General features: G+C 71.8%; 19 protein-coding genes and 2 pseudogenes. 11 read left to right on the top strand and 10 right to left on the bottom strand.

Going from position 1 to position 23,244, the window contains the following annotated elements; translation table 11 throughout:
• Window positions 1–25: 25 nt before the first annotated feature.
• The 4 genes and pseudogenes from BLV05_RS27540 to BLV05_RS38800 form a co-directional block, all read right to left on the bottom strand.
• Window positions 26–793, bottom strand: a complete 768-nt coding sequence (locus tag BLV05_RS27540; protein WP_046772831.1) for an ATP-binding cassette domain-containing protein — start codon at window positions 791–793, stop codon at window positions 26–28.
• Window positions 790–1,821 (bottom strand): ABC transporter permease, encoded by a 1,032-nt coding sequence (locus tag BLV05_RS27535; RefSeq protein WP_046772830.1) that lies wholly within the window; start codon window positions 1,819–1,821, stop codon window positions 790–792. Before BLV05_RS27535 ends, BLV05_RS27540 begins: the two co-directional genes overlap by 4 nt.
• The gene (locus BLV05_RS38805; RefSeq protein ID WP_046772829.1) at window positions 1,809–2,900 is read right to left on the bottom strand and encodes a substrate-binding domain-containing protein; all 1,092 of its coding nucleotides are present in this window, start codon (window positions 2,898–2,900) and stop codon (window positions 1,809–1,811) included. The genes BLV05_RS27535 and BLV05_RS38805 overlap by 13 nt, the downstream gene beginning before the upstream one ends.
• A gap of 546 nt (window positions 2,901–3,446) precedes the next feature.
• Window positions 3,447–4,823, bottom strand: a pseudogene (locus BLV05_RS38800) (glycoside hydrolase family 32 protein); the annotation flags it as partial.
• Window positions 4,824–5,094: 271 nt separating this feature from the next.
• Between BLV05_RS38800 and BLV05_RS27525 the strand changes: the two are divergent.
• Both BLV05_RS27525 and BLV05_RS27520 read left to right on the top strand, forming a co-directional pair.
• Window positions 5,095–6,147, top strand: a complete 1,053-nt coding sequence (locus tag BLV05_RS27525) for a LacI family DNA-binding transcriptional regulator (RefSeq protein WP_046772828.1) — start codon at window positions 5,095–5,097, stop codon at window positions 6,145–6,147.
• On the top strand, window positions 6,144–7,094 hold the full coding sequence (locus BLV05_RS27520) for a carbohydrate kinase family protein (protein ID WP_046772827.1): 951 nt from the start codon (window positions 6,144–6,146) through the stop codon (window positions 7,092–7,094). The genes BLV05_RS27525 and BLV05_RS27520 overlap by 4 nt, the downstream gene beginning before the upstream one ends.
• A gap of 283 nt (window positions 7,095–7,377) precedes the next feature.
• On the opposite strand, the gene BLV05_RS27515 is transcribed toward BLV05_RS27520, so the two are convergent.
• The 3 genes from BLV05_RS27515 to BLV05_RS27505 all read right to left on the bottom strand — a co-directional run bounded on the left by BLV05_RS27515 (window position 7,378) and on the right by BLV05_RS27505 (window position 9,633).
• Window positions 7,378–8,631, bottom strand: a complete 1,254-nt coding sequence (locus BLV05_RS27515) for an RNA polymerase sigma factor (protein WP_046772826.1) — start codon at window positions 8,629–8,631, stop codon at window positions 7,378–7,380.
• A gap of 37 nt (window positions 8,632–8,668) precedes the next feature.
• The gene (locus tag BLV05_RS27510) at window positions 8,669–9,058 is read right to left on the bottom strand and encodes a YciI family protein (protein WP_046772825.1); all 390 of its coding nucleotides are present in this window, start codon (window positions 9,056–9,058) and stop codon (window positions 8,669–8,671) included.
• A gap of 77 nt (window positions 9,059–9,135) precedes the next feature.
• Complete coding sequence (locus BLV05_RS27505) at window positions 9,136–9,633, bottom strand: peptidase associated/transthyretin-like domain-containing protein (RefSeq protein ID WP_046772824.1); 498 nt, start codon at window positions 9,631–9,633, stop codon at window positions 9,136–9,138.
• Between the two features lie 75 nt (window positions 9,634–9,708).
• Here BLV05_RS27505 and BLV05_RS27500 point away from each other — a divergent pair, with 75 nt between their 5' ends.
• From BLV05_RS27500 to BLV05_RS27485, 4 genes are all read left to right on the top strand, one after another.
• Window positions 9,709–10,032 (top strand): DMT family transporter, encoded by a 324-nt coding sequence (locus tag BLV05_RS27500; RefSeq protein ID WP_046772823.1) that lies wholly within the window; start codon window positions 9,709–9,711, stop codon window positions 10,030–10,032.
• Entirely contained in the window at window positions 10,022–10,597 is a 576-nt protein-coding gene (locus BLV05_RS27495) for a TetR/AcrR family transcriptional regulator (RefSeq protein WP_046772822.1), read from the top strand. Before BLV05_RS27500 ends, BLV05_RS27495 begins: the two co-directional genes overlap by 11 nt.
• 116 nt (window positions 10,598–10,713) lie before the next feature.
• Window positions 10,714–10,941, top strand: a complete 228-nt coding sequence (locus BLV05_RS27490) for an AbrB/MazE/SpoVT family DNA-binding domain-containing protein (RefSeq protein WP_046772821.1) — start codon at window positions 10,714–10,716, stop codon at window positions 10,939–10,941.
• Window positions 10,934–11,383, top strand: coding sequence for a type II toxin-antitoxin system VapC family toxin (locus BLV05_RS27485; protein WP_046772820.1), 450 nt, complete (start codon window positions 10,934–10,936; stop codon window positions 11,381–11,383). Before BLV05_RS27490 ends, BLV05_RS27485 begins: the two co-directional genes overlap by 8 nt.
• A gap of 427 nt (window positions 11,384–11,810) precedes the next feature.
• Here BLV05_RS27485 and BLV05_RS27480 read toward each other — a convergent pair whose 3' ends face one another.
• Complete coding sequence (locus BLV05_RS27480) at window positions 11,811–12,155, bottom strand: type II toxin-antitoxin system PemK/MazF family toxin (RefSeq protein WP_046772819.1); 345 nt, start codon at window positions 12,153–12,155, stop codon at window positions 11,811–11,813.
• Entirely contained in the window at window positions 12,149–12,394 is a 246-nt protein-coding gene (locus BLV05_RS27475; RefSeq protein WP_046772818.1) for a ribbon-helix-helix domain-containing protein, read from the bottom strand. Before BLV05_RS27475 ends, BLV05_RS27480 begins: the two co-directional genes overlap by 7 nt.
• Window positions 12,395–12,587: 193 nt before the next feature.
• On the opposite strand from BLV05_RS27475, the gene BLV05_RS27470 reads away from it, so the two are divergent.
• The 5 genes and pseudogenes from BLV05_RS27470 (at window position 12,588) to BLV05_RS38795 (ending at window position 21,852) form a co-directional block, all read left to right on the top strand.
• Window positions 12,588–15,470 (top strand): M14 family metallopeptidase, encoded by a 2,883-nt coding sequence (locus BLV05_RS27470; protein WP_152691126.1) that lies wholly within the window; start codon window positions 12,588–12,590, stop codon window positions 15,468–15,470.
• A gap of 176 nt (window positions 15,471–15,646) precedes the next feature.
• Complete coding sequence (locus BLV05_RS27465) at window positions 15,647–17,722, top strand: hypothetical protein (protein ID WP_152691125.1); 2,076 nt, start codon at window positions 15,647–15,649, stop codon at window positions 17,720–17,722.
• Between the two features lie 33 nt (window positions 17,723–17,755).
• Window positions 17,756–19,750: an NHL repeat-containing protein gene (locus BLV05_RS27460; protein WP_046772816.1), complete on the top strand. Its 1,995-nt coding sequence runs from the start codon at window positions 17,756–17,758 to the stop codon at window positions 19,748–19,750.
• Complete coding sequence (locus tag BLV05_RS27455; RefSeq protein WP_197683350.1) at window positions 19,747–20,700, top strand: phosphotriesterase family protein; 954 nt, start codon at window positions 19,747–19,749, stop codon at window positions 20,698–20,700. The genes BLV05_RS27460 and BLV05_RS27455 overlap by 4 nt, the downstream gene beginning before the upstream one ends.
• Before the next feature lie 227 nt (window positions 20,701–20,927).
• Window positions 20,928–21,852 (top strand): annotated as a pseudogene (locus tag BLV05_RS38795) (transposase family protein).
• Window positions 21,853–22,458: 606 nt separating this feature from the next.
• Here BLV05_RS38795 and BLV05_RS27445 read toward each other — a convergent pair.
• Window positions 22,459–23,175 (bottom strand): GntR family transcriptional regulator, encoded by a 717-nt coding sequence (locus BLV05_RS27445; protein ID WP_046771455.1) that lies wholly within the window; start codon window positions 23,173–23,175, stop codon window positions 22,459–22,461.
• Window positions 23,176–23,244 lie beyond the last annotated feature (69 nt).

Below are 23,244 nucleotides of genomic sequence, written 5' to 3'. Positions count from 1 at the left end.
AGTGTAAGGCCCCGGCGCCGCTTCCTCAGGCGGCCGCGGCGCCGGTCATGATCGCCACCCCTTCGGCCATGGTGTGCGACTGCGGCGTGATGACCCCGGCGGACCGGCCCAGCCGCTGGACGTGGATGCGGTCGGCGACCTGCCAGACGTGCGGCATGTTGTGGCTGACCAGGATGACGCCGAGGCCGTTCTCGCGCAGCCGCTCGATCAGCGCGAGCACCTGGTTCGACTCCTTGACGCCGAGCGCTGCGGTGGGCTCGTCCAGCACGACGGTGCGGCTGCCGAACGCCGCCGCGCGGGCGACGGCGACGGCCTGCCGCTGCCCGCCGGACAGCGACTCGACCGGCTGGGCGATGTTCTGGATCGTCGTGATGCCCAGGTCGCGGACGGCCTCGGCGGCGCGCCGCCGCATGCCCTGCTTGTCGAGCATGCGGAACACCGAGCCGAGCAGGCCCGGACGTCGCTCCTCGCGGCCGAGGTAGAGGTTGCTGGCGACGTCGAGGGCCGGCGCGACGGCCAGCGTCTGGTAGACGGTCTCGATGCCGGCGTCGCGGGCGTCCTGCGGGCGGCGGAACGTCACCTCGGCGCCGTCGGCGATGATCGTCCCCGCGTCCGGGATGAGCGCGCCGGTGAGGCACTTGATCAGCGTCGACTTGCCGGCGCCGTTGTCGCCGATGACGGCGAGCACCTCGCCCGCGTACGCGTCGACGTCGACGCCGTCGAGGCCGACGACCCGGCCGAACGTCTTCACCAGGCCGCGCGCGGCGAGCACCGGGGTCCGCGTCGTCGTCATGCCCGCACCCTCCTGATCCACTGGTCCACCGACACCGCGGCGATGACGAGGACGCCGACGGCGAGCAGGCGGTACTGGTCGTCGACGCCGGCCAGCGACAGCCCGACGGCGAAGGACTGGACGATCAGCGCGCCGAGCAGCGTCCCCAGGATGCCGCCGCGGCCGCCGAACAGGCTGGTCCCGCCGATGACGACCGCGGTGATCGACTCGAGGTTGGCGTCGGCGATCGCGTTTGGGCTGGCCGCGCCGGCCCGCCCGATCAGCACCCACGCGGCCAGCCCGTAGATCAGGCCGGCGACCGCGTACACGCTGAACAGCACCCGGTTCACCCGGATGCCGGCCAGCCGCGCCGCGTCGGAGTCGTCGCCGACGGCGTACACGTGCCGGCCCCACGCGGTCTGGCTCAGCGCCCACCCGACCACCAGGTACATCAGCGCGACCATGATCACGCCGTAGGTGAGCCGGAAGTCGCCGAGCGGGAACGTCGTCCCGGTCCAGGTGAGCACGTCGGGCAGATCGGCGCCGGGCACGCTCTGCCCGCCGGTGTAGATCAGCACGACGGCGGTGAACACGCTCAGCGTGCCGAGCGTGACGATGAACGGCGGCAGCCCGACCCGGGTGACCAGCACCCCGTTGACGCTCCCAGCAGCCAGCCCGGCCGCGATGCCGACGACCAGTGCCAGCGGCGCCGGCACGCCCTGCTCGGCGGCGAGCATCGCGGCCAGCATGGACGAGCCCACCGCGATCGCGCCGACCGACAGGTCGATGCCGGCGGTCAGGATGATCAGCGTCTGCCCGATCGCCAGCGCTGCCACGATCGCCGTCTGCTGGATCAGCAGCGACAGCGCCCCCGGCGCGGCGAACCGGTCGTTGAGCAGCGTGAACACGACGCACGTCACCAGCAGGATGATCGCCGGGCTGAGCGCCGGGTGGGTGTGCAGCAGGTGCTGGACGCGCTGGGCGGGGGAGTGGCGGCGGCGCTCCAGCTCCGCCGCCGCCCCGCCCGGTTCGGTGCTCAGCCCCAGCACAGGTTCGCGCCCTCGGTGGTGTCGATGCTCTCGACGCCGTCGGCCGGCGTGTCCGTCACCAGCGCCACCCCGGTGTTGAAGAAGTCGAGGCCGTCGCTGGGCGTCGGCGGCTCGCCGCCACGAGCGATGTCGGCGATCGCCTTGACCCCTTCCGAGGCCATCAGCAGCGGGTACTGCTGTGCGGTGGCGCCGATCCGCCCGTCCGCGACCGCCTGGACGCCGTCGCAGCCGCCGTCGACGGAGACGATCAGCACGTCCTCGGCCGCGCCGGCCGCCTCCAGGGCGGCGTACGCGCCGGCGGCGGACGGTTCGTTGATCGTGTAGACGACGTTGATGTCCGGGTTGCGGGTCAGGCAGTTCTCCATGGCCGTGCGGCCGCCGTCCTCGGCCCCGCCCGTCGGCTCGTTGCAGACGATCTCGTACGTGCCGCCGGAGTAGTCGCCGGTGGCCGCCTCGTCGCCGTTGCGCTTGTCGTCGGCGATGTCGATGCCCATGCCGGACAGGAAGCCCTGGTCGCGGTTGTAGTCGACCGAGACGATCTTGTCGTTGAACAGGTCGAGCAGCGCGATGGTCGCCGGCTGGCCGCCCAGCTGCGCCGCCGCCCACTGGCCGATCAGCTCGCCGGCCTCGAAGTTGTCGGTGGCGAAGGTGATGTCGACGATGTCGGCCGGGTCGGGCGGGGTGTCCAGCGCGATGACGAACAGGCCGGAGTCGCGGGCCTGCTCGATCGCCGGGTTCACGCCCGGGCCGTTGGGCACGATGAGGATGCCCTGCTCACCGGCGGCGATGGCGTTCTCGATGGCCTGGATCTGGCCCTCCTCGTCACCGTCCTCGGCGCCTGCCGCGATGGTGAGGTCGACGTTCTCGTCCTCGGCCACCTCCTTCGCGCCGTCCTGCATGGCGACGAAGAACGGGTTGATCGAGTCCTTGGTGATGAGTGTGACGGCGACGGAGTCGCCCTCGCCGGCCGTGGTGTCGCCGCCGTCGTCGTCGGAGCCACAGGCGCTCGCCGTGAGCAGTGCGGCGGTGAGGGCGACGGCTCCGGCGAACCGGCGCCGGCTCGGTCGGAATGCGGTCATGACGGTTCCTCCTGTGTAGCGGCGGCTCACGGTTCGCTCACCTGCACGTTGTCGATCACGGCGGTGCCGTTGAACACGTTCAGGCCGAACTGGCCGCTGGTGATGGTGTCGTCGACGGCGTCGATGACCGGCTCCGCGGCGTCGTCGAGGTATACCCGGATCCGCGGGCCCACGGCCACCACTTTGAGGTGATAGGTGCGTCCGTGCTCGACGTCGAGCGGATAGGTGGCGATGTCGCGGGCCGGGCCGCCAGAGCTTGATCACGTTCGCCGTCGCGTCGACGTTGGCGGTGTAGTGCCGGCTCGCGTCGCGGTTGGAGCGGAACGTGAGGGCGGCGGCGACGCCGGAGTTCAGCGTGACGTCGGCCTCGTAGGTGAAGTCGGTGCCGGTGGTGGTGTTGAGGTAGAACGCGTCGCCGCCGCTGGCGCCCTGCTTGCCGCCGGACGCGTCGGACCAGACGCCGGAGTCGGAGTACCACCGGCCGCCGAGGTTGGACTCGAGCGTGGACTCGCCGCCCCAGATCGAGTCGAGCTGGTGGACGGCCAGGCTCGCCAGCCGCACCCGGCCGTCGACGTAGAGCTCCATGGCGTCGTCGCCGGGCATGCTGTCGAAGTTGACGTTGAGGCTGCGGTAGAGCCGTCCGTCGTTGCCGAAGATCTCCAGCTGGCCGCGGTCGACCAGCAGCCGCAGCTTCACTTTGCCGTCCTCGAGCGGCAGTGGCACGCCGTCGAGGGTCTGCGTCGCGGAGTCGTAGATCACCTCGTGGTCGAACCAGCCGTCCTCGCCGGTGCCGAGGCGGAACCCGAACCGGGCCGGCGTCCGGCCGACGACCTCGAACTCGGCCTCGATCTCGACGGTGTCGGCCTCGACGCCGGCCAGCAGCTCGGCCGCGCGCGGGCCGTCGAGCATGCGCGCCTTCCAGGTCTGTGTGTCCGAGCGCAGCGTCTCGATCTCGTCGACCGGCGTGCTGAGCACGGCCGGCCGGCCGTCCACCGTCTCCAGCCGCATCTCGACCGGGAACGTGTGGTTGCCGGTCCAGACGGTGCCGCCGTTCTGGCCCTGCCAGGCCATCGAGACGACGCGGTCGTCGGGCAGGTTCGTGAAGGTCAGGCCGGCGTAGTAGCTGCTGCCGGCGAACGTGTCGACCTGGTTGAACTTCTGCGGCGCGGGGTCGTCGGCGGTGAAGCCGGTGCCGTCCCACTCGCCGACGACGTACTCGCCGGCGCCGTCGTTGAGCACCCACTTGACGTTCGCGGGGTCGCCGTCGAGCGGCATCGGGACGAAGTCGGGGCACTCGAACAGCCAGCCGGCGTTGTACCGCGAGGCGTGCGTCCAGGTCAGCAGGTCGTCGGACGTGTAGAAGTCGACGCCGTTGCCGCCCGGCGCGTCGGACCAGACCACCAGGCCCCAGGTGCCGGTCGCCTCGTCCCAGAAGACCTTCGGGTCGCGGCTGGTGCCCTGTGGGACGACGACCTTCCGGCCGCCGTCGTAGGTCTGGAACGTGTCGCCGCCGTCGGTGGAGTAGAAGATCTGGACGCCGTTGGTGCCGGAGTAGACGACGATCGGGTCGTCGTCGCCGTCCTTCAGGCCGCTGACGTTGCCGGTGTCGACGACGCCGCCGCCGGACCACAGGTCGCCGGGGTGGACGCCGGGCTCCAGCGCGATCGGCTGCTGCTTCCAGTGCACCAGGTCGGTGCTCGTCGCGTGGCCCCAGTGCATGGTGTCCCACTGCAGGCCGTGCGGGTTGTGCTGGTAGTAGAGGTGGTACTCGCCGTCGTAGTAGAGCGGCGCGTTGACGTCGTTGATCCAGCCGCCGCGCGAGCTGAAGTGGAACTGGCCGCGGTTGTCCTCCTGGTAGTTCGTGACGGGGTAGGGGAACTCCGGGTAGTCCTGCACCGTCCCGGCGGACCCGGTCTGGACCATCACACCCGCGATGCCGGCGGCTGCGGCGAGCGTCGCCACAGCGGACCGCACTCTCCTGCGCATACGTCCCAGCTCCCTTGCCAGTGATCGTCTTGGGTGCGCTCTGACAACCTTGTCAGGGGAGTCTGGAGGTTCGCGACCTACGTGTCAATACTTGCTTTCTGCGGTGCTACGGGGCGATGATGCCGCCGCAAGTGGTGCCCTGACAATGTTGTCAAAGCCGGCGTGGAGGACGGGTGATGGTCCGGTATTGTTCGATCGGAGGGGGCACATGACCGAACACGCCGATCCGGCGATCACGCCGTACCGGCCGCGGGCGACGCTGCGCGACGTCGCCGCCATGGCCGGCGTCAGCATGAAGACGGTGTCCCGGGTGGTCAACGGCGAGGCCGGCGTCACGGCACAGAAGGTCGACGCCGTGCGGGTGGCCATCGGCCGGCTCGACTACCGGCCGAACGTGTCGGCCAGCGCGCTGCGCCGGTCCAGCCGGCGCACCGCCGCCATCGGTACCGTGCTCGAGGATCTCGCCAACCCGTTCTCCAGCGCGCTGCTGCGCGCCGTCGAGGACGTCGCCAACGAGCAGCGCGTGCTCATCCTCGCCGGCAGCGTCGACGAGGACCAGCAGCGCGAGCGGGCGCTGGTGCACGCGTTCACCGAGCGCCGGGTCGACGGCCTCATCATCGCGCCGGTCGGCGAGGACCAGGGCTATCTGCGGGCGGAGATGGAGGCCGGCACGCCGCTGGTGTTCGTCGACCGCCAGCCGCAGGGGCTGCTCGCCGACTGCGTGCTGTCCGACAACGAGGCGGGCGCGCGGCAGGCCGTCCACCAGCTCGCCGACGTCGGGCACCGGCGCATCGCCTTCCTCGGCGACCTCGCGCTCATCCCGACCGCCCAGCAGCGCTTCGCCGGCTACCAGCGGGCGCTGCTGGAGCGCGGGCTGGCGCTGGACCCCGCGCACGTCGTCCACGACCTGCACACCGTCGACGACGCCGCGCGCGCGACGACCGCGCTGCTGCGTGCTGATGGCGCTCCGACTGCTCTGTTCGCCGGCCAGAACCTGGTCACCATCGGCGCCATCACCGCGTTGCAGGAGCTCGGGCTGGAGCGGACCGTCGCGCTCATCGGCTTCGACGACTTCCCGCTGGCCGACCTGCTGAAGCCGGGGGTCAGCGTCATCGCGCAGGACCCCGCCGCCATGGGCCGGGCCGCCGCGGAGCTGCTGTTCCAGCGGCTCGACGGCGAACGCGGCCGGCCGCGGCGCATCGTCCTGCCGACGACGACCGTGCCGCGCGGCTCGGGCGAGATCTCGCCGGAGGGCCGATGACGGGGGCGGGCGACGGCGCGGGGCCGCCCGGTCTCGCCGTCGTCGTGGGCGAGGCGCTCACCGACGTCATCGTCGAGCGCGACGGCACCGAGGCCCGGCACCCGGGCGGCAGCCCGGCGAACGTCGCGTACGGGCTCGGGCGGCTCGGCCGGCGGACCGCGCTGGTCACCGAGCTGGGCGCTGACGCCGACGGCGACGCGATCCGCGCGCACCTGGCCTCCGCCGGCGTCGAGGTCCGGACCCAGGGCGCCGCTGCCCGGACGTCGTCGGCGGTCGCCCGCCTCGGCGCGGACGGGTCGGCGGACTACCGGTTCGACCTGACCTGGGACCTCGGGCCGGTGGTGCTGACCGACGCTCCGGTGGTGCTGCACACCGGCTCGCTGGCGACGACGGTCGCGCCCGGCGCGGCGGCGGTCGAGCGGCTGGTCGACGACGTGCGGCCGGCGAGCACCGTCAGCTACGACCCGAACATCCGGCCGGCGCTGATGGGCCCGGCCGGCTCGTTGCGCGAACGGGTGGAGCACCTGGTGGCCGGCAGCGACGTCGTCAAGGCCAGCGACCAGGACACCGCGTTCCTCGCGCCCGGCCGCGACCCGCTCGACGTCGCGCGCGACTGGTTGCGGCTCGGCCCAGCGCTGGTCGTCGTCACACTGGGCGGCGACGGCGCGGTCGCGGTCACGGCCGGGGGAGAGGTGCACGTGCCGGCCGCGCCGGTCACCGTCGCCGACACCGTCGGTGCCGGCGACTCGTTCACGGCCGGCCTGCTCGACGGGCTGTGGCACGAGGACCTGCTCGGCGGCGCCGCCCGGGCTCGCCTGCGCGCTGTCCCCGCCGACGTGGTCGAGCGCGTCGTGCGGCGGGCGACGCTGGCCGCCGCCGTCACCGTCTCGCGGGCCGGCGCCAACCCGCCCACCCGCGCCGAGCTGGACGCCGTCAGCCCCTCCTGATCATGCCCCGCCCCATGATCATCGGCGATCCACCACGTCGGGGAGCCTGTTGCTTTTTGAAAGATGAGAACGATGTTCATCCACGGGGCAACTTGGCCGCTGCAAAGGCGCTGGTCAGCGAGGTGGGCTTTCGCCATTTGATCAAGGGCCCTCCACTTGGGCCTATTTTCAGCCCGTTTTCGCGTTGTTCCCCCCACCTCGCCTGGACGGAGCCTCATTCAGCAACAGGCTCCGGGGTGTGGTCGATCGCCGATGATCATGGGCGGGAGGGGCTGGGTGGGGTTCAGGGGGCGAGCCGCCGGGCGCGGTCGAGCAGCAGGCGCCGCTCGCGGTCGTTGCGGGTCAGGCCGGCCGCGCGCTCGAACTCCGCGCGCGCCTCGTCCGGACGGCCGATGCGTTCCAGCAGGTCGCCGCGGACGCTGGGCAGCAGGTGGTAGCCGCGCATGGCCGGGGCGTCGGCGATCTGGTCCAGCAGCGCCAGCCCCGCCTGCGGCCCGTAGGCCATGCCCAGCGCGACGGCGCGGTTGAGCTCGACGACCGGCGTGCCGTTCACCCGGCCGAGCCGCTCGTACAGCGCGGCGATGGCCGGCCAGTCGGTGTCCTCGGCGCGGGCCGCGCGGGCGTGACAGGCGGCGATCGCGGCCTGCAGCGTGTACGGCCCGGGCTGTGGCGTCAGCGCCTCGGCCCGCGCCAGGTCGGCCAGGCCGCGGCGGATGCGGGCGTGGTCCCAGCGGCCGCGGTCCTGGTCGAGCAGCAGCACCGGCTCGCCGTCCGGACCCACCCGGGCGCGCAGCCGCGACGACTGCAGCTCCATCAGCGCGGACAGCCCGTGCACCTCGGGGTCGTCCGGCACCAGCGACGCCAGGATGCGGCCCAGCCGGACCGCTTCGGCGCAGAGGTCGGGCCGGGTCCAGTCGCTGCCCTCGGTGGCCGAGTACCCCTCGTTGAACAGCAGGTACACGACGCCCAGGACGGTGGCCAGCCGGGCCGCGCGGTCGGCGCCGGCCGGTTCGTCCAGCGCCGCCCGCGCCTCGGTGAGCGTCCGCTTGGCCCGGACGACCCGCTGGGTGATCGTCGCCTCCGACGTCAGGTAGGCGCGGGCGATCTCGCGGCTGCTCAGCCCGCCGACCAGCTTGAGCGTCAGCGTCGTCTGCGCCTCCGGCGTCAGCGACGGGTGGCAGCAGACGAACATCAGCCGCAGCACGTCGTCCTCGACGTGGTCGACCGCCGCGGCGAGGTCGGGCTCGACGACGTCCGCGCCGCGGTCGCGGGCGATGGCCGCGTAGAGGACGTCGCGGCGCTCGTGCCGGCGGAACTGGTCGACGGCGCGCCGCTTGGCGATCGTCATCAGCCAGGCGGCCGGCCGGTCCGGGATGCCCGACCGGGGCCACGAGTCGAGCGCGGCGACGAGCGCGTCCTGCGCGAGGTCCTCGGCCAGGCCGACGTCGCGCACGATGCGCACCAGCCCGGCCACCAGCCGCGTCGACTCCAGCCGCCAGACGGCCTCGACCGCGGCGCGCGTGGTCTCCTCGCTCACCCGACGATGAGACCACACTCGCCCCGCGAGGCGCGGGCTACGGCCGCGGGAGGCCCGGGTGCGGGTGGTCGTCGTCCTCGAGCTGGCGCAGCTCGCAGGTGCCCTGCCAGGCCGGCCAGTGCCGCTGATGCACCCGCAGCAGCCGCCGGGCCAGCTCGACCGCCTCCTCGCGGGACCGCACGTCCAGGATGGCGAACCCGCCGATCAGCTCCTTGGCCTCGGTGAACGGCCCGTCGACGGCGCTGATGCGGCCGTCGACCAGCGACACGAGGGCGCCCGCGGAGCTGGGCAGCAGCCCGCCCATCTCGACCAGCACGCCCGACACGCTCATCTCATGCGCGAGCTCGGCAACCGCGTCGAACAGCTCCGGCGGCGGCTGACCCGCGGGGTTGGGCTCCTCGGACCGGACGAACGACACGAACCGCATGGCTGGCTCCCTTCCGACGGCATTCTCTCGCCTTGACGTCGAACGGGCAGCGCCGTTCCCGACAGGGAGACACACCCCTAGGCGCCCGGGATCAGCTCGAGGTCGAGGCTGTGCGGATGGGTCGGCGCGCCCGGCCCGGTCCAGAACTCCATGGCGCCGCCGTCGGGGGAGTCGACGATCACGACGTACTGGACCTGCCCGGACGCGTCGACCGGCAGCTCCGCGCGCTTGTCGGCCGGGATGCGCAGCTCGTACCGGCCGTCCGGGCCGGTCCTGGTCTCGGCGACCGGAGTGAGCGGGTACTCGAACGGGTCGATGGTGGCCAGCTGGGCGTCGGTCGGCTCGGTGGTCAGCTGCACGACCGCGTCGGCCACCGGGGTGCCGTCCGGGCTGGTGATGACGCCGTGCGCGAGCACCGGCTCGGACCGGTCCGCGGAGCCGGACGGCGTTCCCGACGGCGCTGCCGCGGGCGACGTGGGCGGCAGCCGGTCGTGCGCCTCGTGCCCCCCGCCGGAGCAGGCGGCGATCAGCATGGCCGCGGCGACGGCGACGGCGGCGGGCGTCCGGTGCGCCATGCCCGTCAGTGTAGTGCGCTACGCTTCTATCTGGACAAAAGTCCAGATAGTTGGTTCGCAGTGAGGACGTGGAGCATGACCTGGGTGTTTCTGGCGTTGGCCATCGCGGCGGAGGTGACCGCGACGCTCGCGCTGCGGGCCTCCGAGGGGTTCACCAAGCTGGTGCCGAGCATCGTGCTGGTGGTGGGTTATCTCGGCGCGTTCGCGATGCTGTCGCTCGCTCTCGAGCGGGGCATGCGCATCGGCGTCGCCTACGGCGTGTGGGCGGCCGCCGGGGTCGCGCTGGTGGCGCTGATCGGCGCGGCGTTCCTGAGTGAGCCGCTGACGACCGTGCAGGTGGGTGGCATCGCGCTGATCATCGGCGGCGTGCTGGCCCTAGAGTTGGGCGGTGCCCACTGAGACCGCGCGTGCGACGGCGGACGGCCGCCGTACGCGCGGACAGCAGACCCGGCGGCGGCTGCTCGAGGCGACCGTCCGCGTGGTCGGCCGCGACGGCCCGGCCGGCGTGACCCACCGCTCCGTCGCGGCCGAGGCCGGCCTGGCGAAGTCGCTGGCTACCTACCACTTCGCCACCATCGACGAGCTGCTGGTGGCCGCGCTGGCCGAGGGCACCGAGCAGTACGCGCGCGAGCTGGCCGACTCGCTGCCCGCCGCCGCCACCCCGGCCGAGCTGGCCGGCTACCTGGCCGCGTGCTTCAACGAGGGCCGCGCGGAGTGGCTGGGCTCGTACGAGCTGCTGCTGCACGCCGCGCGCCGACCGGCTCTACGCGAGGCGGCGCTGACCTGGTCGCGGTGGACGGCCGAGCTGGCCCGCCGCTACACCGACGACCCGGTCGCCGTCGACGCGTTCGTCAGCATCCTCGACGGCGCCGGCCTGCTGGCGCTGCTCTCCGACGACCCCATCGACGCCGGCCGCCTGGCCCGCCTGTTCGACCGCGCCCTCCGCCCCCCACCCCGAAGTTGATCTTGGAGTTGTTCGGCAATTGCCGTCCGGAATGTCCGATAGATGGCCGAACAACTCCAAGATCAACGCGCTCGTGATACGTTGTACACGTAATACGTGTCACAAGGGAGGCGACAGTGCGGCTCAACAGCAAGGGTCAGGTCACCGTCCCCGCTGAGCTGCGCCGGCAGTTCGGCTTGCGCGAAGGGGACGAGGTCGATGTCGTCGACGCTGGCGGGACGCTGCAGATCGTCCGCCGGCATGGCGCTCCCACCAGGGGAGAGCGGGCTGCCCGGCGTCTGCGCGGCACGGCGACCACCGACATGAGCACCGACGAGATCATGGCGCTCCTGCGTGATGAATGAGGCGTCCCTGCGCCTGGTCGAGTCCGCAACACCGCAGCCGGTGACGCTCGTCGACTCCTGCGTCCTCCTCGACGTCGCCACCGCCGATCCGCAGTGGGCGGAGTGGTCCGAGGGTGCGCTCGGGCGAGCTCTCGACGGCGGCCGGGTCGTCGTCAACCCGATCGTCTACGCCGAGGTGTCGATCGGCTACGACACCGTCGAGGAGCTCGACCGGGTCCTGTCGCCCGGTGACTACGAGCGTGAACAGCTGCCGTACGAGGCGGGATTCCTCGCCGGCAAGGCGTTCCTGGCGTACCGCCGCCGTGGCGGCCAGAAGCGTTCGCCGCTCCCGGACTTCTACGTCGGCGCGCACGCCGCTGTGCGTTCGTACCACCTGCTCACCCGCGATACGGCGCGCTTCCGCACCTACTTCCCCCGGCTACGGTTGATCGCGCCGGACTAGATGGGTGAGTCCGAAGCGCCGGGCGCGTCCTGGGTCTGAGGTGCGTTTCCGGGCCCGATTCGGATGTTTCGCGCGCCCGACACCCAGGACGCGCCTCAGAGCCAGGAGGCGCGTTGGCCGGGGTCCTGGTCTGGCGTGACGTCGTGGTCCTGTGTCACGCGAAACGCCTGACTCTGGCCGGAGAACGTGACGGGATACCAGGACGTGACGCCAGACCAGCAGGCGTGGGCGCCGACGTCAATAGGCGCGGCCGTCTTCGATAGCGAGGCTCGCGTTCCGGGGCGCGGAGCACGGTTCTGGCAATGGAAGTCAGCTGCGGCCATCGACGACCGGCGAAGGTGACACCGCGAGACGTGCCCGCCTTTCCCCGGCCCACGGAACCGGTCGACGAGCCCGCAGATCAATCGGACTCACTCGTCTAGGAGGCTCACACGCCGAGGATGCGGCGCAGGCCGTCGTCGATGGCGGGCATGAGGTGGGGCGGGACGCGGCCGGCACGCTCGCGCAGGTCCCGCTTGTCGACCGTGACCAGGGCGGTGACGTTGACGACGGAGTCGCGGGGCAGCCCGGTGGCGGCGGCCGGGAGGAAGACGTTGCCGGGCAGCTCGGCGCGGGCGGTGTTCGAGGTGACGACGGCGGCGAGCGTGGTGGCCAGGCGGCTGGCGTTGTAGGGGTCGGCCTGGACGATCAGCACCGGGCGCCGCTTGGCCGGGCGGCTGCCGCGCGGTGCGCCGAGGTCGACCCAGTAGAGGTCGCCCCGGGCGATCACCAGTCGGACTCGGCGGCGGTGAGCGTGCGCCGGCCGGCCGCCACCGCGGCGCCGGCGGAGTCGTCGTCGCCGCCGCGGTCGAGGGCCGCGTCGATCTGGGCGGTGAGCGACGCGTCGTCGAGCTGGCGCAGGTACTGCTCGGCGGCGCGCGCGAAGAACTCCGAGCGGCTCATGCCCAGCTCGGCGGCTCGGCGGGTGGCGCGCTCGAAGGTGGCGTCGGGCAGCGAGATCGCGGTCTTCACGCCCCGAGTATAACTCGGTACTACCCGGACCGACCGGCCTGCGGCCGCACCCTGGACAAGTCGACCGGCGGGTATTACAGTCCGATCGTTCCGTTTGGGCCGAAGTGTCACATTACATTCCCCCCTTTTCTGACTCAGAGGCGAACGGCAGGGTGAGCGCTCCGGGCCGGGCCTCGAGACCCGGAGGTGGATCGTGGCTCGCCCCTCTCTCTCCCGCCGCGGCGTGGGCTTGGCCTGTGTCGTGGCCGTTCCGGCGGCGCTCCTCGTGGTGCCGCTCGCGATGCAGGTCACGGCGACGGCACCCGAGCCGGAGCTGAACGCCGAGTCGTTGCAGTTCGACGGCTACGAGCTGCCGGAGCTCGTCCCCATCACGGTCGCCGACCGGACGGCGCTCGACCAGCTGGTGGCCACCGGCGTCGATCTGGCCGAGAAGGTCGACGACACCGGCGACGGCCTGCGGGTCGAGGCCATCATCACGCCGTCGGAGCAGCAGTGGCTGGCCGACGCGGGGTTCGCCGTCGGCGAGCCGGTGCTCACCGACGAGGAGTTCACCGCGCTGCAGGAGGAGCGCGAGGACACCGTCGCCGAGATCGAGGTCGCCGAGGAGGCGGCGCTGGACGTCGGCGACGACCTGAACGTGCAGCGAGCCGCCTGGTTCGAGAACCTCGGCGAGACGTTCATCCAGATCGAGGTCTTCTCGGAGGCCGGTTCGAGCTCGGCGAACGTGCTGCTGGAGGTGAGCCTCGACGCGGGACCGGGCACCCCGATCGGCGCCGGGGGGACGTTCAACCTCTCGCGGTTCGTCGACGGCGGCCACTACATGTACCACCGCACCGGCGATCCGGTGCCGGCCGACCCGGTGCCGTCGCGGATGCGCGTGCGCAGCATCCTCAATGGCGAGGTGGTCGGCCAGGTCGAGCGGCCGTTCACCGAGTTCCTCGACGGCGAGTACCCGAGCGGGCGCGGCGCTCCCAGGGAGTGGGGGAACCTGGCGACCGGGTTCGTCGACCACTACGTCGACGCGACCGAGGCCACGGAGCGGATCGAGTCGCTGGCCGCGGAGTTCCCCGAGCTCGCCGAGATCGTCGAGCTGCCCTACCAGACCAACGGCTACCGGCGGCCGGCGCAGGCCCTGTTCGCCGAGAAGATCGTCGTCGACGCACCGTCCACCGGTGCCGGCGAGTACGAGGCGGTCGCCGCGTCCTTCGGGCGGCACCCGGCCGCTCAGGGGATCTCGGGCGACCTGACGCGCGTCGCCGACGGCACCGGCGATCCGCTCGACGGCTGTGAGGCGCTGGTCGGCTTCCCGGCCGGCGACGTCGCCGTGGTCGACCGCGGCACCTGCAACTACGCCGTCAAGGTCCTCAACGCCCAGGCCGCGGGCGCCGTCGCGGTCGTCGTCGTCAACAACGTCCCCGGCGACCCGGTCACGATGACGGGCACGGCGCCGGCGACCACCATCCCGTCGGTGATGATCTCGATGGAGGACGGCGAGGTCGTCAAGCCCGGTCTGCCCGCGACCGGCCGGGTGCACGGCGCACCCAACGAGCACCGTGTCGGCATCGACTCACAGGTCTGGGGCCACGAGGGCGGCAACGACGTCACCGTCGAGCTCGCCGACCCCCGGGCCGCCAGCCAGCCGCTGACCGTCAGCGTCGCCGGCGACGCGGTCCGCGCCCAGCTCGCCACCGACGCGACCGGCGCGATCAGCAGCACGGCCGCGCAGGTCGTCGCCGCCCTGAACGCCCACCCCGGGGCGAACGCGCTGGTGAAGGCGTACACCTGGCGGGGCAACGCGGGCAACGGCGTGGTCGCGCCTGCGCTGCCACGGCAGCTGACCGACAACCTGTCGGCGCCGGACACCGTGTCGCGCGACCCGTTCACCGTCAAGGCCATCCGGATCGGCACCGACCGCGACGGCTCGCAGACCGGCGTGCTGCTGTACTCGCAGGAACACGCCCGGGAGTGGGTGACGCCGCTGGTCGCCATCGAGACCGCCGAGCGGCTGCTGCGGAACTACCGGTCGAACCCGTTCATCCGGCAGCTGGTCAGGAACCTCGACATCTTCATCATCCCGACGGTGAACCCGGACGGCACGCACTACTCGATCCACGACTTCACCCTGCAGCGCCGCAACATGACGAACCACTGCACGCAGGCCGGCGCGTCGGACCTGCGGGCGAGGAACGGCTGGGGCGTCGACCTGAACCGGAACTTCCGCACCGGCAACCGGGAGCAGGGCTTCACCGGCGCCTCCGCGTCGTGCACCAGCGACACCTTCAGCGGGCCGTCGCCGTTGTCCGAGCCGGAGTCGCGCAACGAGATCTGGCTGGTGGAGAACAACCCGAACATCCGGTTCGCCATGAACACCCACACGCACGGCGGCTACTTCATGTGGTCCCCGGGCGCCTACCGGCTGCCCACCCGGGATGGGCTGGAGCGGCCCAGCTACGGCGTCGAGAGCTACTTCTACGAGGCGTCCGACGTCATCCTCAACCGGATCAAGGAACACCGCGGGACCAGCGTGTGGCCGAGCCGGGTGGGACCGATCAGCGACGTCCTCTACTCGGCGGCCGGCAACTCCGCCGACGACCACTTCTACAACAACGGCATCTTCGCCTGGAGCTTCGAGGCGGGCTCTCCGACCTGGAACGGGGAGGAGTGGACCGACGTCGGGTTCACGCCGCCCTACGAGGAGGGCCACGAGGAGGCCATGGAGTTTGCGCACGGCTGGCTCGGCATCCTCGAGGTCGCGCAGATGTACAGCCTGGACAACGTCCTGCCCAGATCGACACTCGAGCCGGGCCGGGGCAGCTACGACGCACCGGTGGACGTCACGTTCGAGCTCAGCGAGCCGTCCGACGTCTACTACACGCTCGACGGCAGCAGGCCGACGTTCGACTCGCCGCGGATCGAGTTCACCGGACCGCGTCAGGGTCAGGAGCCGATCACGATCAGTGAGACGACGACGGTCAAGTGGTTCGCCGTCGACGCGGCCGGCAACATCCAGAACAACTACCAGCCGGGCGGGACCCGCGAGAACTACCAGCGGGCCTTGATCCGCATCACGGACTAACCCCGTCCGAACGACCGGCAGCGGCGACGCCTGCACTACCCGGCGTCGCCGCTGTCGCGCGCCCGGAACCGCCGTGATCGTCCTCGGAATCCACCATTGACCCGTCTCCCGGCGTGCGGCTACTGTGCCGCCACAAGTGTCTATCTGTCTATACCGCTAGACAACCGGGAGGCACGATGAGCACCTTCACCCGCCGAGCGTTGGTCACCGCCGCCACGGCCGGCGCAGCGGCCGGAGTCGTCGCGAGCGCACCACCGGCCGCGGCCGCCAGGCCAGGCCCGAGGAGCGTCTTCGCCGTCGGCGAGGTCGAGACCACCATGGACCCGGCCGCCACCGGCGCGGCCAACGCGGCCGCGTTCATGGCCGACGTCGCGTCCGCGGAGGGGCGGCAGATCGTCGTGCCGCCGGGGACGTACACCGTCGGCCAGGTGGCGATCACCGGCGAGACGATCGACGTGCGGTTCATGCCGGGGACGCTGCTCGTCCCGGCCGCGAGCCTGCACGCCGTCGGCCCGGCCGGGAAGTGGTTCCAGGCCACGAACTGCGACACCCGGCTGCACGGGCTGGTGGTCGACGGGCAGAACATCCCCGAGGGCTGCTGGCGCTCCGACGGCGGCGAGCTGCGCATGTACGACACCCGCATGACGAACCTGGGCTTCCTCGACCTCACCGGCAACTCGACGTCGCTGGGCACGTTCGGCATCACCGTCAAGAACGTGCAGGAGGTGGTCGTCGACGGCTACGTGGGCCGCGACTTCGTCGGCCGCAAGGACGGCGTCTACGCCAACCAGGCCGGCAAGGTGAACCACCTGTTCGTCTACGAGTGCGAGCGGGTGACGGTGCGCAACCTCACCACGTCGGGCGGCGAGGGCGAGGACAACGACTTCGTGCACATGCTGGACCAGCGCGCGACGCCGACCATGCACGGCTCGTTCGAGAACTGCCGCTTCCTCTACAACGGGCAGACCCGCCGGTGCATGAAGTTCCAGGGCGGCAACTGGAGCCTGCGTGACATCCACTGCTACCGCGGCCCGGACTTCGTCGCCGTGTCGGCGAACACCGACGTGGGGGAGCAGAACCTCAACTGCATCGACTTCGCCGGCTCGCTCGGCGGCACCGTCCGGCTGTCCGGCAGCTTCATCGACGCGACGGGGTACGTCGTCGGCGTCTCGCACACGATCGGCCCGCTGGGCAAGGTGATCGTCGACAACACGACGATCGTCGGCGGGCGCAAGCACGCGATCCGCAACAACCCCGAGGCGCCGACGGTCCCGCAGGACATCCAGACGATGGGGTTCTTCGCCGCGCCGACGGAGAACGAGAGCGAGATCCGCGACTGCGTCGTCAAGGGCTTCTCCCGCGCGATCGTCGTGCAGGGCCAGCGCAACCGCGTCGTCGGCAACACCATCGAGGACCCGGTGGAGCTGTGGTTCCAGGGCGGCAGCTCGCAGGCCCGGGACTTCCTCGAGCTGTCCGGCAACAAGGTCCACACCCGCACGCCGGATGCGTTGTCGGTGCTGGGCCGCTGTGGCCGGATCGACAACTTCAGCAACCTGGAGATCTACGACAACACGCTGCTGCGCGTGATGCGGATCGACCCCGGCAACGTGCTGGTCCCGGAGAACACCACGCATTCGACGGTCTTCATCGACCTGCTGAACGCGAGCGCGACCGGGTTCGCCCGCAACAACCGGGCGCCCGCGGGCACCATCCCGGTGCGGACCGGGGCCACCGGGGTCGCGCTCTACCAGAACCAGGGCCACCACCTGCGGCCGCTGCTCACCACGACCGACGTCGGCAACGTCACCGGTGGCGAGGACAACCTGCACACCCACGCGATCCCGCCGTTCAACCTGAACACGCCCGGCGCCGCCGTGCGCACGACGTTCACCGGCACGACGAAGAGCAACGCGAACGCGAAGACGCTGAAGGTGTGGATCGGATCCGAACCCGTCATGACGAAGTCGCTGACGCCGGGCATCGACGGCGCCTGGCAGGTCGAGGTCGTGCTGATCGCGATCGCGCCGACGCCCACCGTGCCGAGCCAGCGGTACACGGTCCGGCTGATCGAGTGCGACACCGCCGGGTCGGGCGCACCCACCGTCGCCGGGATCGCCGCCGGCACCACGGCACAGCCCAGCAACGCACAGATCATCGTCAAGACCACCGCCACGGCGGTCGCGACGAACGACGTGATCGCCCAGGTCGGCGTCTCGGAGTCGCTCGAGGGCCGGCACTTCGTCTTCACCTGAGCCCGCATCCCAGTCCCTAGGAGAACCCCGCTCATGCCACGACTCGTTCGCCGGGTCCTGACGCTCGCCGCCGCCGTGGCCCTCGTGGCCGGCGGCGCGGCGGCACCCGCCCCGGCGGCCGACCTCACGCTCACCGAGGTCGGCACCCCCATCACGAACGTCGCCATCGACAAGGTCGCCTACGGTGCCCTGCCCGACGGCACGCCGGTGATCTACACGGTGCTGCTCGGCTCCGGGACCACCAGCCTGCACGTCATCGACGTCCGCGAGCGCCGGTCGATCCGGTCGGTGCGGCTGCCCGGCGCGATCGGCTCGCGCGACCTCGCCGTCGCGCCGGACGGCACCGTGTACATCGCGACGTTCCAGCAGGGCCGCCTGTACTCCTACGACTACGCGACGGACACGCTGACCGACCTGGGACGGCCGTCCACCTCCGTCACGTACCTCTACGGGCTGGGCATCCACCCGGACGGGACGGTGTTCTTCGGCGGCTACCCGACCGGGCAGCTGTTCGCCTACGACCCGGACGCCGGGACGTTCCGCGACTACGGCAACCTCGCGCCGGACTCGCAGTACCTGCGCAGCGTCGTCGTCTGGGGCGACGACGTCTACGCCGGGCTCGGCACGCAGCGGGCCCGGTTCGTCCGAGTCGACATCGCGTCCGGCGTTGTCACGCCGATCCCGCTGCCGGCGCCGTACGACGCCGAGCACGAGGTCAACCAGGTCAGCGTCCGCGACGACGTCGCGTACGTGCACCTGACCGCGTCGCGGACGATGCTCCGCTACGACCTGCGCGAACAGGCGTGGCTGACGCCGCTCGGCCCGGCCGGCGGGCTGGACGTCTCGGCGATCTCGCCGATGCGCAAGGAGGTCTACTTCGTCGGGACGAACGGGCGGCTGCGCGCGTTGAGCACGCTCACCGGGCGGATCCGCGAGACCGGTGCGTTCCCGTCGATGTTCACCTCGCGCGGGTTCGCCTGGATCGACATGGAGGAGGACGGCTACCCGGGCGAGTCGCTGGTGATGACGGACTACATCGGCCGGCTCTGGGTGCACAACCCGCGCACCGGCGAGTCGCGCGTCGACCAGCTCGAGATCGTCGGCGAGCCGGTGCACATCCGGTCGCTGGGGGTCGGGCCGGACGGGCGCGTCTGGGCCGGCGGGCTCGGCTCCGGCGGGCTGTCCTGGTACGACCCGGCGACGGGTGGCATGGAGCAGGTGCCGCGCGGCACCGTCGGGCAGACCGACGAGATGCTCGCCGTCGGCTCCGATCTCTACCTCGGCACCTACCCGGCGGGGACGGTACTGCGCTACGACCCGTCCGAGTCGTTCGTGTGGGGCAGCAACCCCGGCCCGGTCGCGAACCTGTCGGCGCAGGGCCAGGACCGGCCGATGGCGCTGGCGTCGGCGGCCGGCCGGGTCGTCATCGGGACGGTGCCGAACTACGGCCAGCTGACCGGCGCGATCAGCGTCTACGACCCGGCGACGGGGTCTGTGCACGTCGACCGTGGTGTGGCCGGGACCGGCAGCGTCGTGTCCGCGGTCGCGATCGGCGACGTCGTCTACGCGAGCACGTCGAAGTGGGCCGGCCTCGGCATCGTCCCGCCGGACGACGACGGGCGGGTGTTCGCCTACGACCCCGTGACGCGGACGAAGCTGTGGGAGGTGACGCCGTTCCCCGGCCTGCCCGCGGTGACGGAGCTGGCGGTGTCGCCGTCCGGCACGCTCTGGGGGTTGACGCAGGGCCGGTTGTTCGAGCTGGACGTCGCCACGCGGCAGGTGCTGCGGGAGATCCCGGTGCCGGCCGAGGACTGGGCGAACGTCGACCACGTGTGGTCCGAGGGTCAGCGGCTCGCGGTGCTGCCGGACGGCACGGTCTACGCGGTGGTCGGCGGGCAGCTGCTGCGCGCCGACGTCGTGACCGGAACGGTGACGACGGTGACGTCCGGGGTGTCGGCGGTGGTGCTGGGCGGCGACGGCGCGTTGTACCTGTCCAAGGGCGCCGTGTTGCACAAGCTGGTGCCGTGAACGGTCACGTCATGACGGTGCTCGGCCCGGCCGATCCGGCCGGGCTGGGCGCTGTCGACGCCCACGAGCACCTGTTCCTGCGCTCGCCCGCGCTGCCTGGCGACGACTTCGGCGACGTCGAGGCGATGACCGCCGAGGTGGAGTCGGTGCGGGCGGCCGGGGTCGACACGATCGTCGACCTGACGCCGGTCGGGCTGGGCCGCTCGGCGACCGGGCTGGCCGCGGTGAGCCGGCGGACGGGGGTGCACGTCGTCGCCGCGACCGGCTACCACCGCGACGCGCACTATCCGTCGGGGCACTGGGTCTACCGCGAGCCGGCGTCGGTGCTGGAGGAGGTGCTCCTGGCCGATCTGACCAGCGGCATCGACGAGCGCGACTGGCAGGGGCCGCTGCCTGCGCCGTCATCGCACCGAGCCGGGATCGTCAAGCTCGGCGCCTCCTACCAGCGGGCGTCGCCGGCCGAACGGACCCGGCTTGCCGCTGGGGCCGCGGCGGCGCGGCGGACGGGTGCGCCGGTCGCCGTCCACTGCGAGATCGGCACCATGGGGCCGGAGCTGCTCGACCTACTGGCGGAGGACGGCGTGCCGGCCGGCCGTGTGCTGCTGGCGCACCTGGACCGCAACCCGGACCCGGGCCTGCACGGCGAACTGGCCGCCCGAGGCGCGTACCTGCTGTACGACACCGTCGGGCGGATCAAGTACCGGCCCGACTCCGACCTGCTCGACCTCATCGCCCGCATGGTCGCCGACGGGCACGGCGACCGCCTGCTGCTCGGCACCGACGTCGGGCGGCGGTCGCAGCTGCGCGCGTACGGCGGCGGGCCGGGCATGGCGGTGCTGGGGGAGACGTTCGTGCCGCGGCTGCGGTCGCGGCTCGGGCTGGACGCCGCCGACGCGATCCTGCGCGCCAACCCCCAGCGCGCCCTGACCTGGGCTGCGCCCGCCTCCTAGTCCGGTCAGCCGGGGGGTGTACCGTTCGCCGTCCCCCTGCTGCCCATTGTCTTGGCCGCGCACCCGCGCCTCAAGCGGACTGATGGGCGCTTCGCGCCGTCGATGACCGCTTGACCCGCGGGCCCGCGGTCTAACGACTTGGTGCGCAATAGAGGTGACGGCAGGTGATTGCTGGTCACGGCGCGTCGCTGCGGAGCTGATGGGCGGCCGCACAAGATCATGAAGCGGTGTCTAGTCGATCATGGGCTCGTGCGGCCTTGGTTCATTCTGCCTTCATCGGGATCTCCCGTCACCACCTGGGTCGCCTCGTGGCCGAGCTGGCCGGGCCATGGGCGGGCCGGCGGGAGTCTGAGCTGGCCCAGCGCCGTGGCCGACAACGCCGTGGCCGCGCCGAAGGGGCTGGGCGCAAGCACGAGCTGGTCTTCGTCGACCGGGTGATCGTCACGCTGGTCGTGCTGCGGCTGCAGCTGCCGCATGCCGCGCTGGCCCGGCTGTATGGGGTCGACCGGTCCACGATCACCCGGGCGGTGCGTCAGGTCCGTCCGCTGCTGGCCGGTCGCGGGTACGCCGCCCCGGCCGGGGTCCGGCTGCGCACCCTGGCCGACGTGTTCGCCTACGCCGCCCATCACGGGGTCACGCTGCGAATCGACGGCTCGGAGATCCAGGTCCGCCGCCCGAGAGCGAACCGGCCCGGGCGGCGGGCGTTCGTGTCCGGGAAGAAGCGGCAGAACACGATCAAGTTCACGCCAGATCACCGACGCCCATGGGCGGACCTTGTTCGCCGGCGGGTATCGGCCGGGCCGGATGCATGACCAGACCGCGGTCAAAACCGACGGCATCGACGAGCTGCTCGACCTGTACCCGGGGGTCGAAGCCGAACTCGACGATGGCTACAAAGGCCTGGCCAAGGCCCACCCTGGCCAGGTGCGCATCCCACCGAAGAAGCCTGGCGGCGACGCCACCGAGAACGACCTCGCCGCCTGGCGAGCAGCCCGCCACGCCCAGTCATCGACCCGGATCTGTGTCGAGCACGGCATCGGCGAACTCAAGCACTGGCGCCCCCTGCAACGCTGGATCGGCCGCCGCGACGACCTACCCGAGACGATCGCCGCCGTCGCATCGCTGGTCTCCGACCGCGCCGCCGCCCGGTAGCCGAAACAGCCGACACCTCAGCCGAGGACGCCCCGATCCCTATTGCGCACAACGTCGTAAGAACTGGCAGCTATCAGGGGGACGGGGAAGAACTGGGCACGCCTCGGGGTTCGCGGCCGTCGTCCCGGCCCACCGTTGTGCACGGATCCGCCGGTTTCACCAGTACGACGGTGTGACCTCACCCGTCACCGATACACCTCACCCGCCGTAGGACCACATCCGGCGCCGATCTGCCCACCATCCGGTCCCCACGCGAGTGAGGTACGCCGTCCCGGAGTGACGACGGACCAGTACTCCATGATCATCGGCTATCGCCCACGTCAGAGAGCCTGTTGCGGAATGGCGTGCGGCGCGGGCGTTGCCGAAGAATCTTCGGCGGCCGCCGTTCCCGCCCCGACGCCCGACCGCCTTGGCTAGGCTGGTCGTCGAACGAGGCCGGGCATATCGGGCGCAATCACGACGACCAGCCTTGCCAAGGGCGGCACCTGGCCGACAGTGCGAGACGCGCACAGGAAGATCTCCCGGCCCAGCGCGGCGACAGCCGAAAGCGCAACAGGCTCCAGAGCGGGGTGGATCGCCGATGATCATGGAACGGTCGCCGCTGCGTCAGCCGGGCTGGCGGAGCAGCTCCAGGTCGAACAGGTAGCGGCCGCCGACGTAGCGGGACTCGGTGAACTCGACCGGAGCGTCGGCCTGGTCGTGGATGGTGCGCTGCTCGATCAGCAGCGGCGCGCCGGTCGGCACGTTCAGCCACTGGGCCTCTTGGACGTCGGCGGCGGCGGCCGTCAGCGTGCCGTGCGCGCGCGTCGGCGTCCGCCCGATCGCCTCCAGCGCCACGAACAGCGACGTCTCCTCCAGGTCGGCCTCCAGCACGCCGGCGCAGACGGCCGGCAGCCGGACGTTCTCGACCGCCATGGGGACGCCGTCGGCCAGCCGGAGCCGCTGGATGGCCACCACCAGCCCGCCGACCGGCAGCTGCAGTGCGACGACCTCGTGGTCGGTGCCGGCGCGGACGCCGGACTCGAGCATGCGCGAGCCGGCCTTCAGGCCGCGGCGGCGCATCTCCTCGGTGAACGAGAGCAGCGTGTTGATGCGCCGGTGCACGGGCGTCTGCGCGACGAACGTGCCGCGGCCGGACACCCGGTACAGCAGGCCGTCGGCGGCCAGCCGCTGCACCGCCTGGCGGGCGGTCATGCGGCTGACGCCGAAGCGCCGGCACAGTTCGGCGTCGGAGGGCAGCGGGTCGCCCGGCTGGGCCTTCGCGATCGTCTTCCGCAGCTCGCGCTCGATGATCACGTACGCGGGCGGTGTTGTCGTCTTCATCCGGTCCCCGTCGCTGTGGTTGATGTCGCTGCGTGGTTGACGAACTCACTAGCAGTATAGATACTCTGC

The organism is Jiangella alkaliphila, from assembly GCF_900105925.1.
GTDB classification, from domain to species: Bacteria; Actinomycetota; Actinomycetes; order Jiangellales; family Jiangellaceae; genus Jiangella; species Jiangella alkaliphila.
Note: the sequence above shows the minus strand (reverse complement) of the source record. Positions and strands in the feature narration are given on the sequence as shown.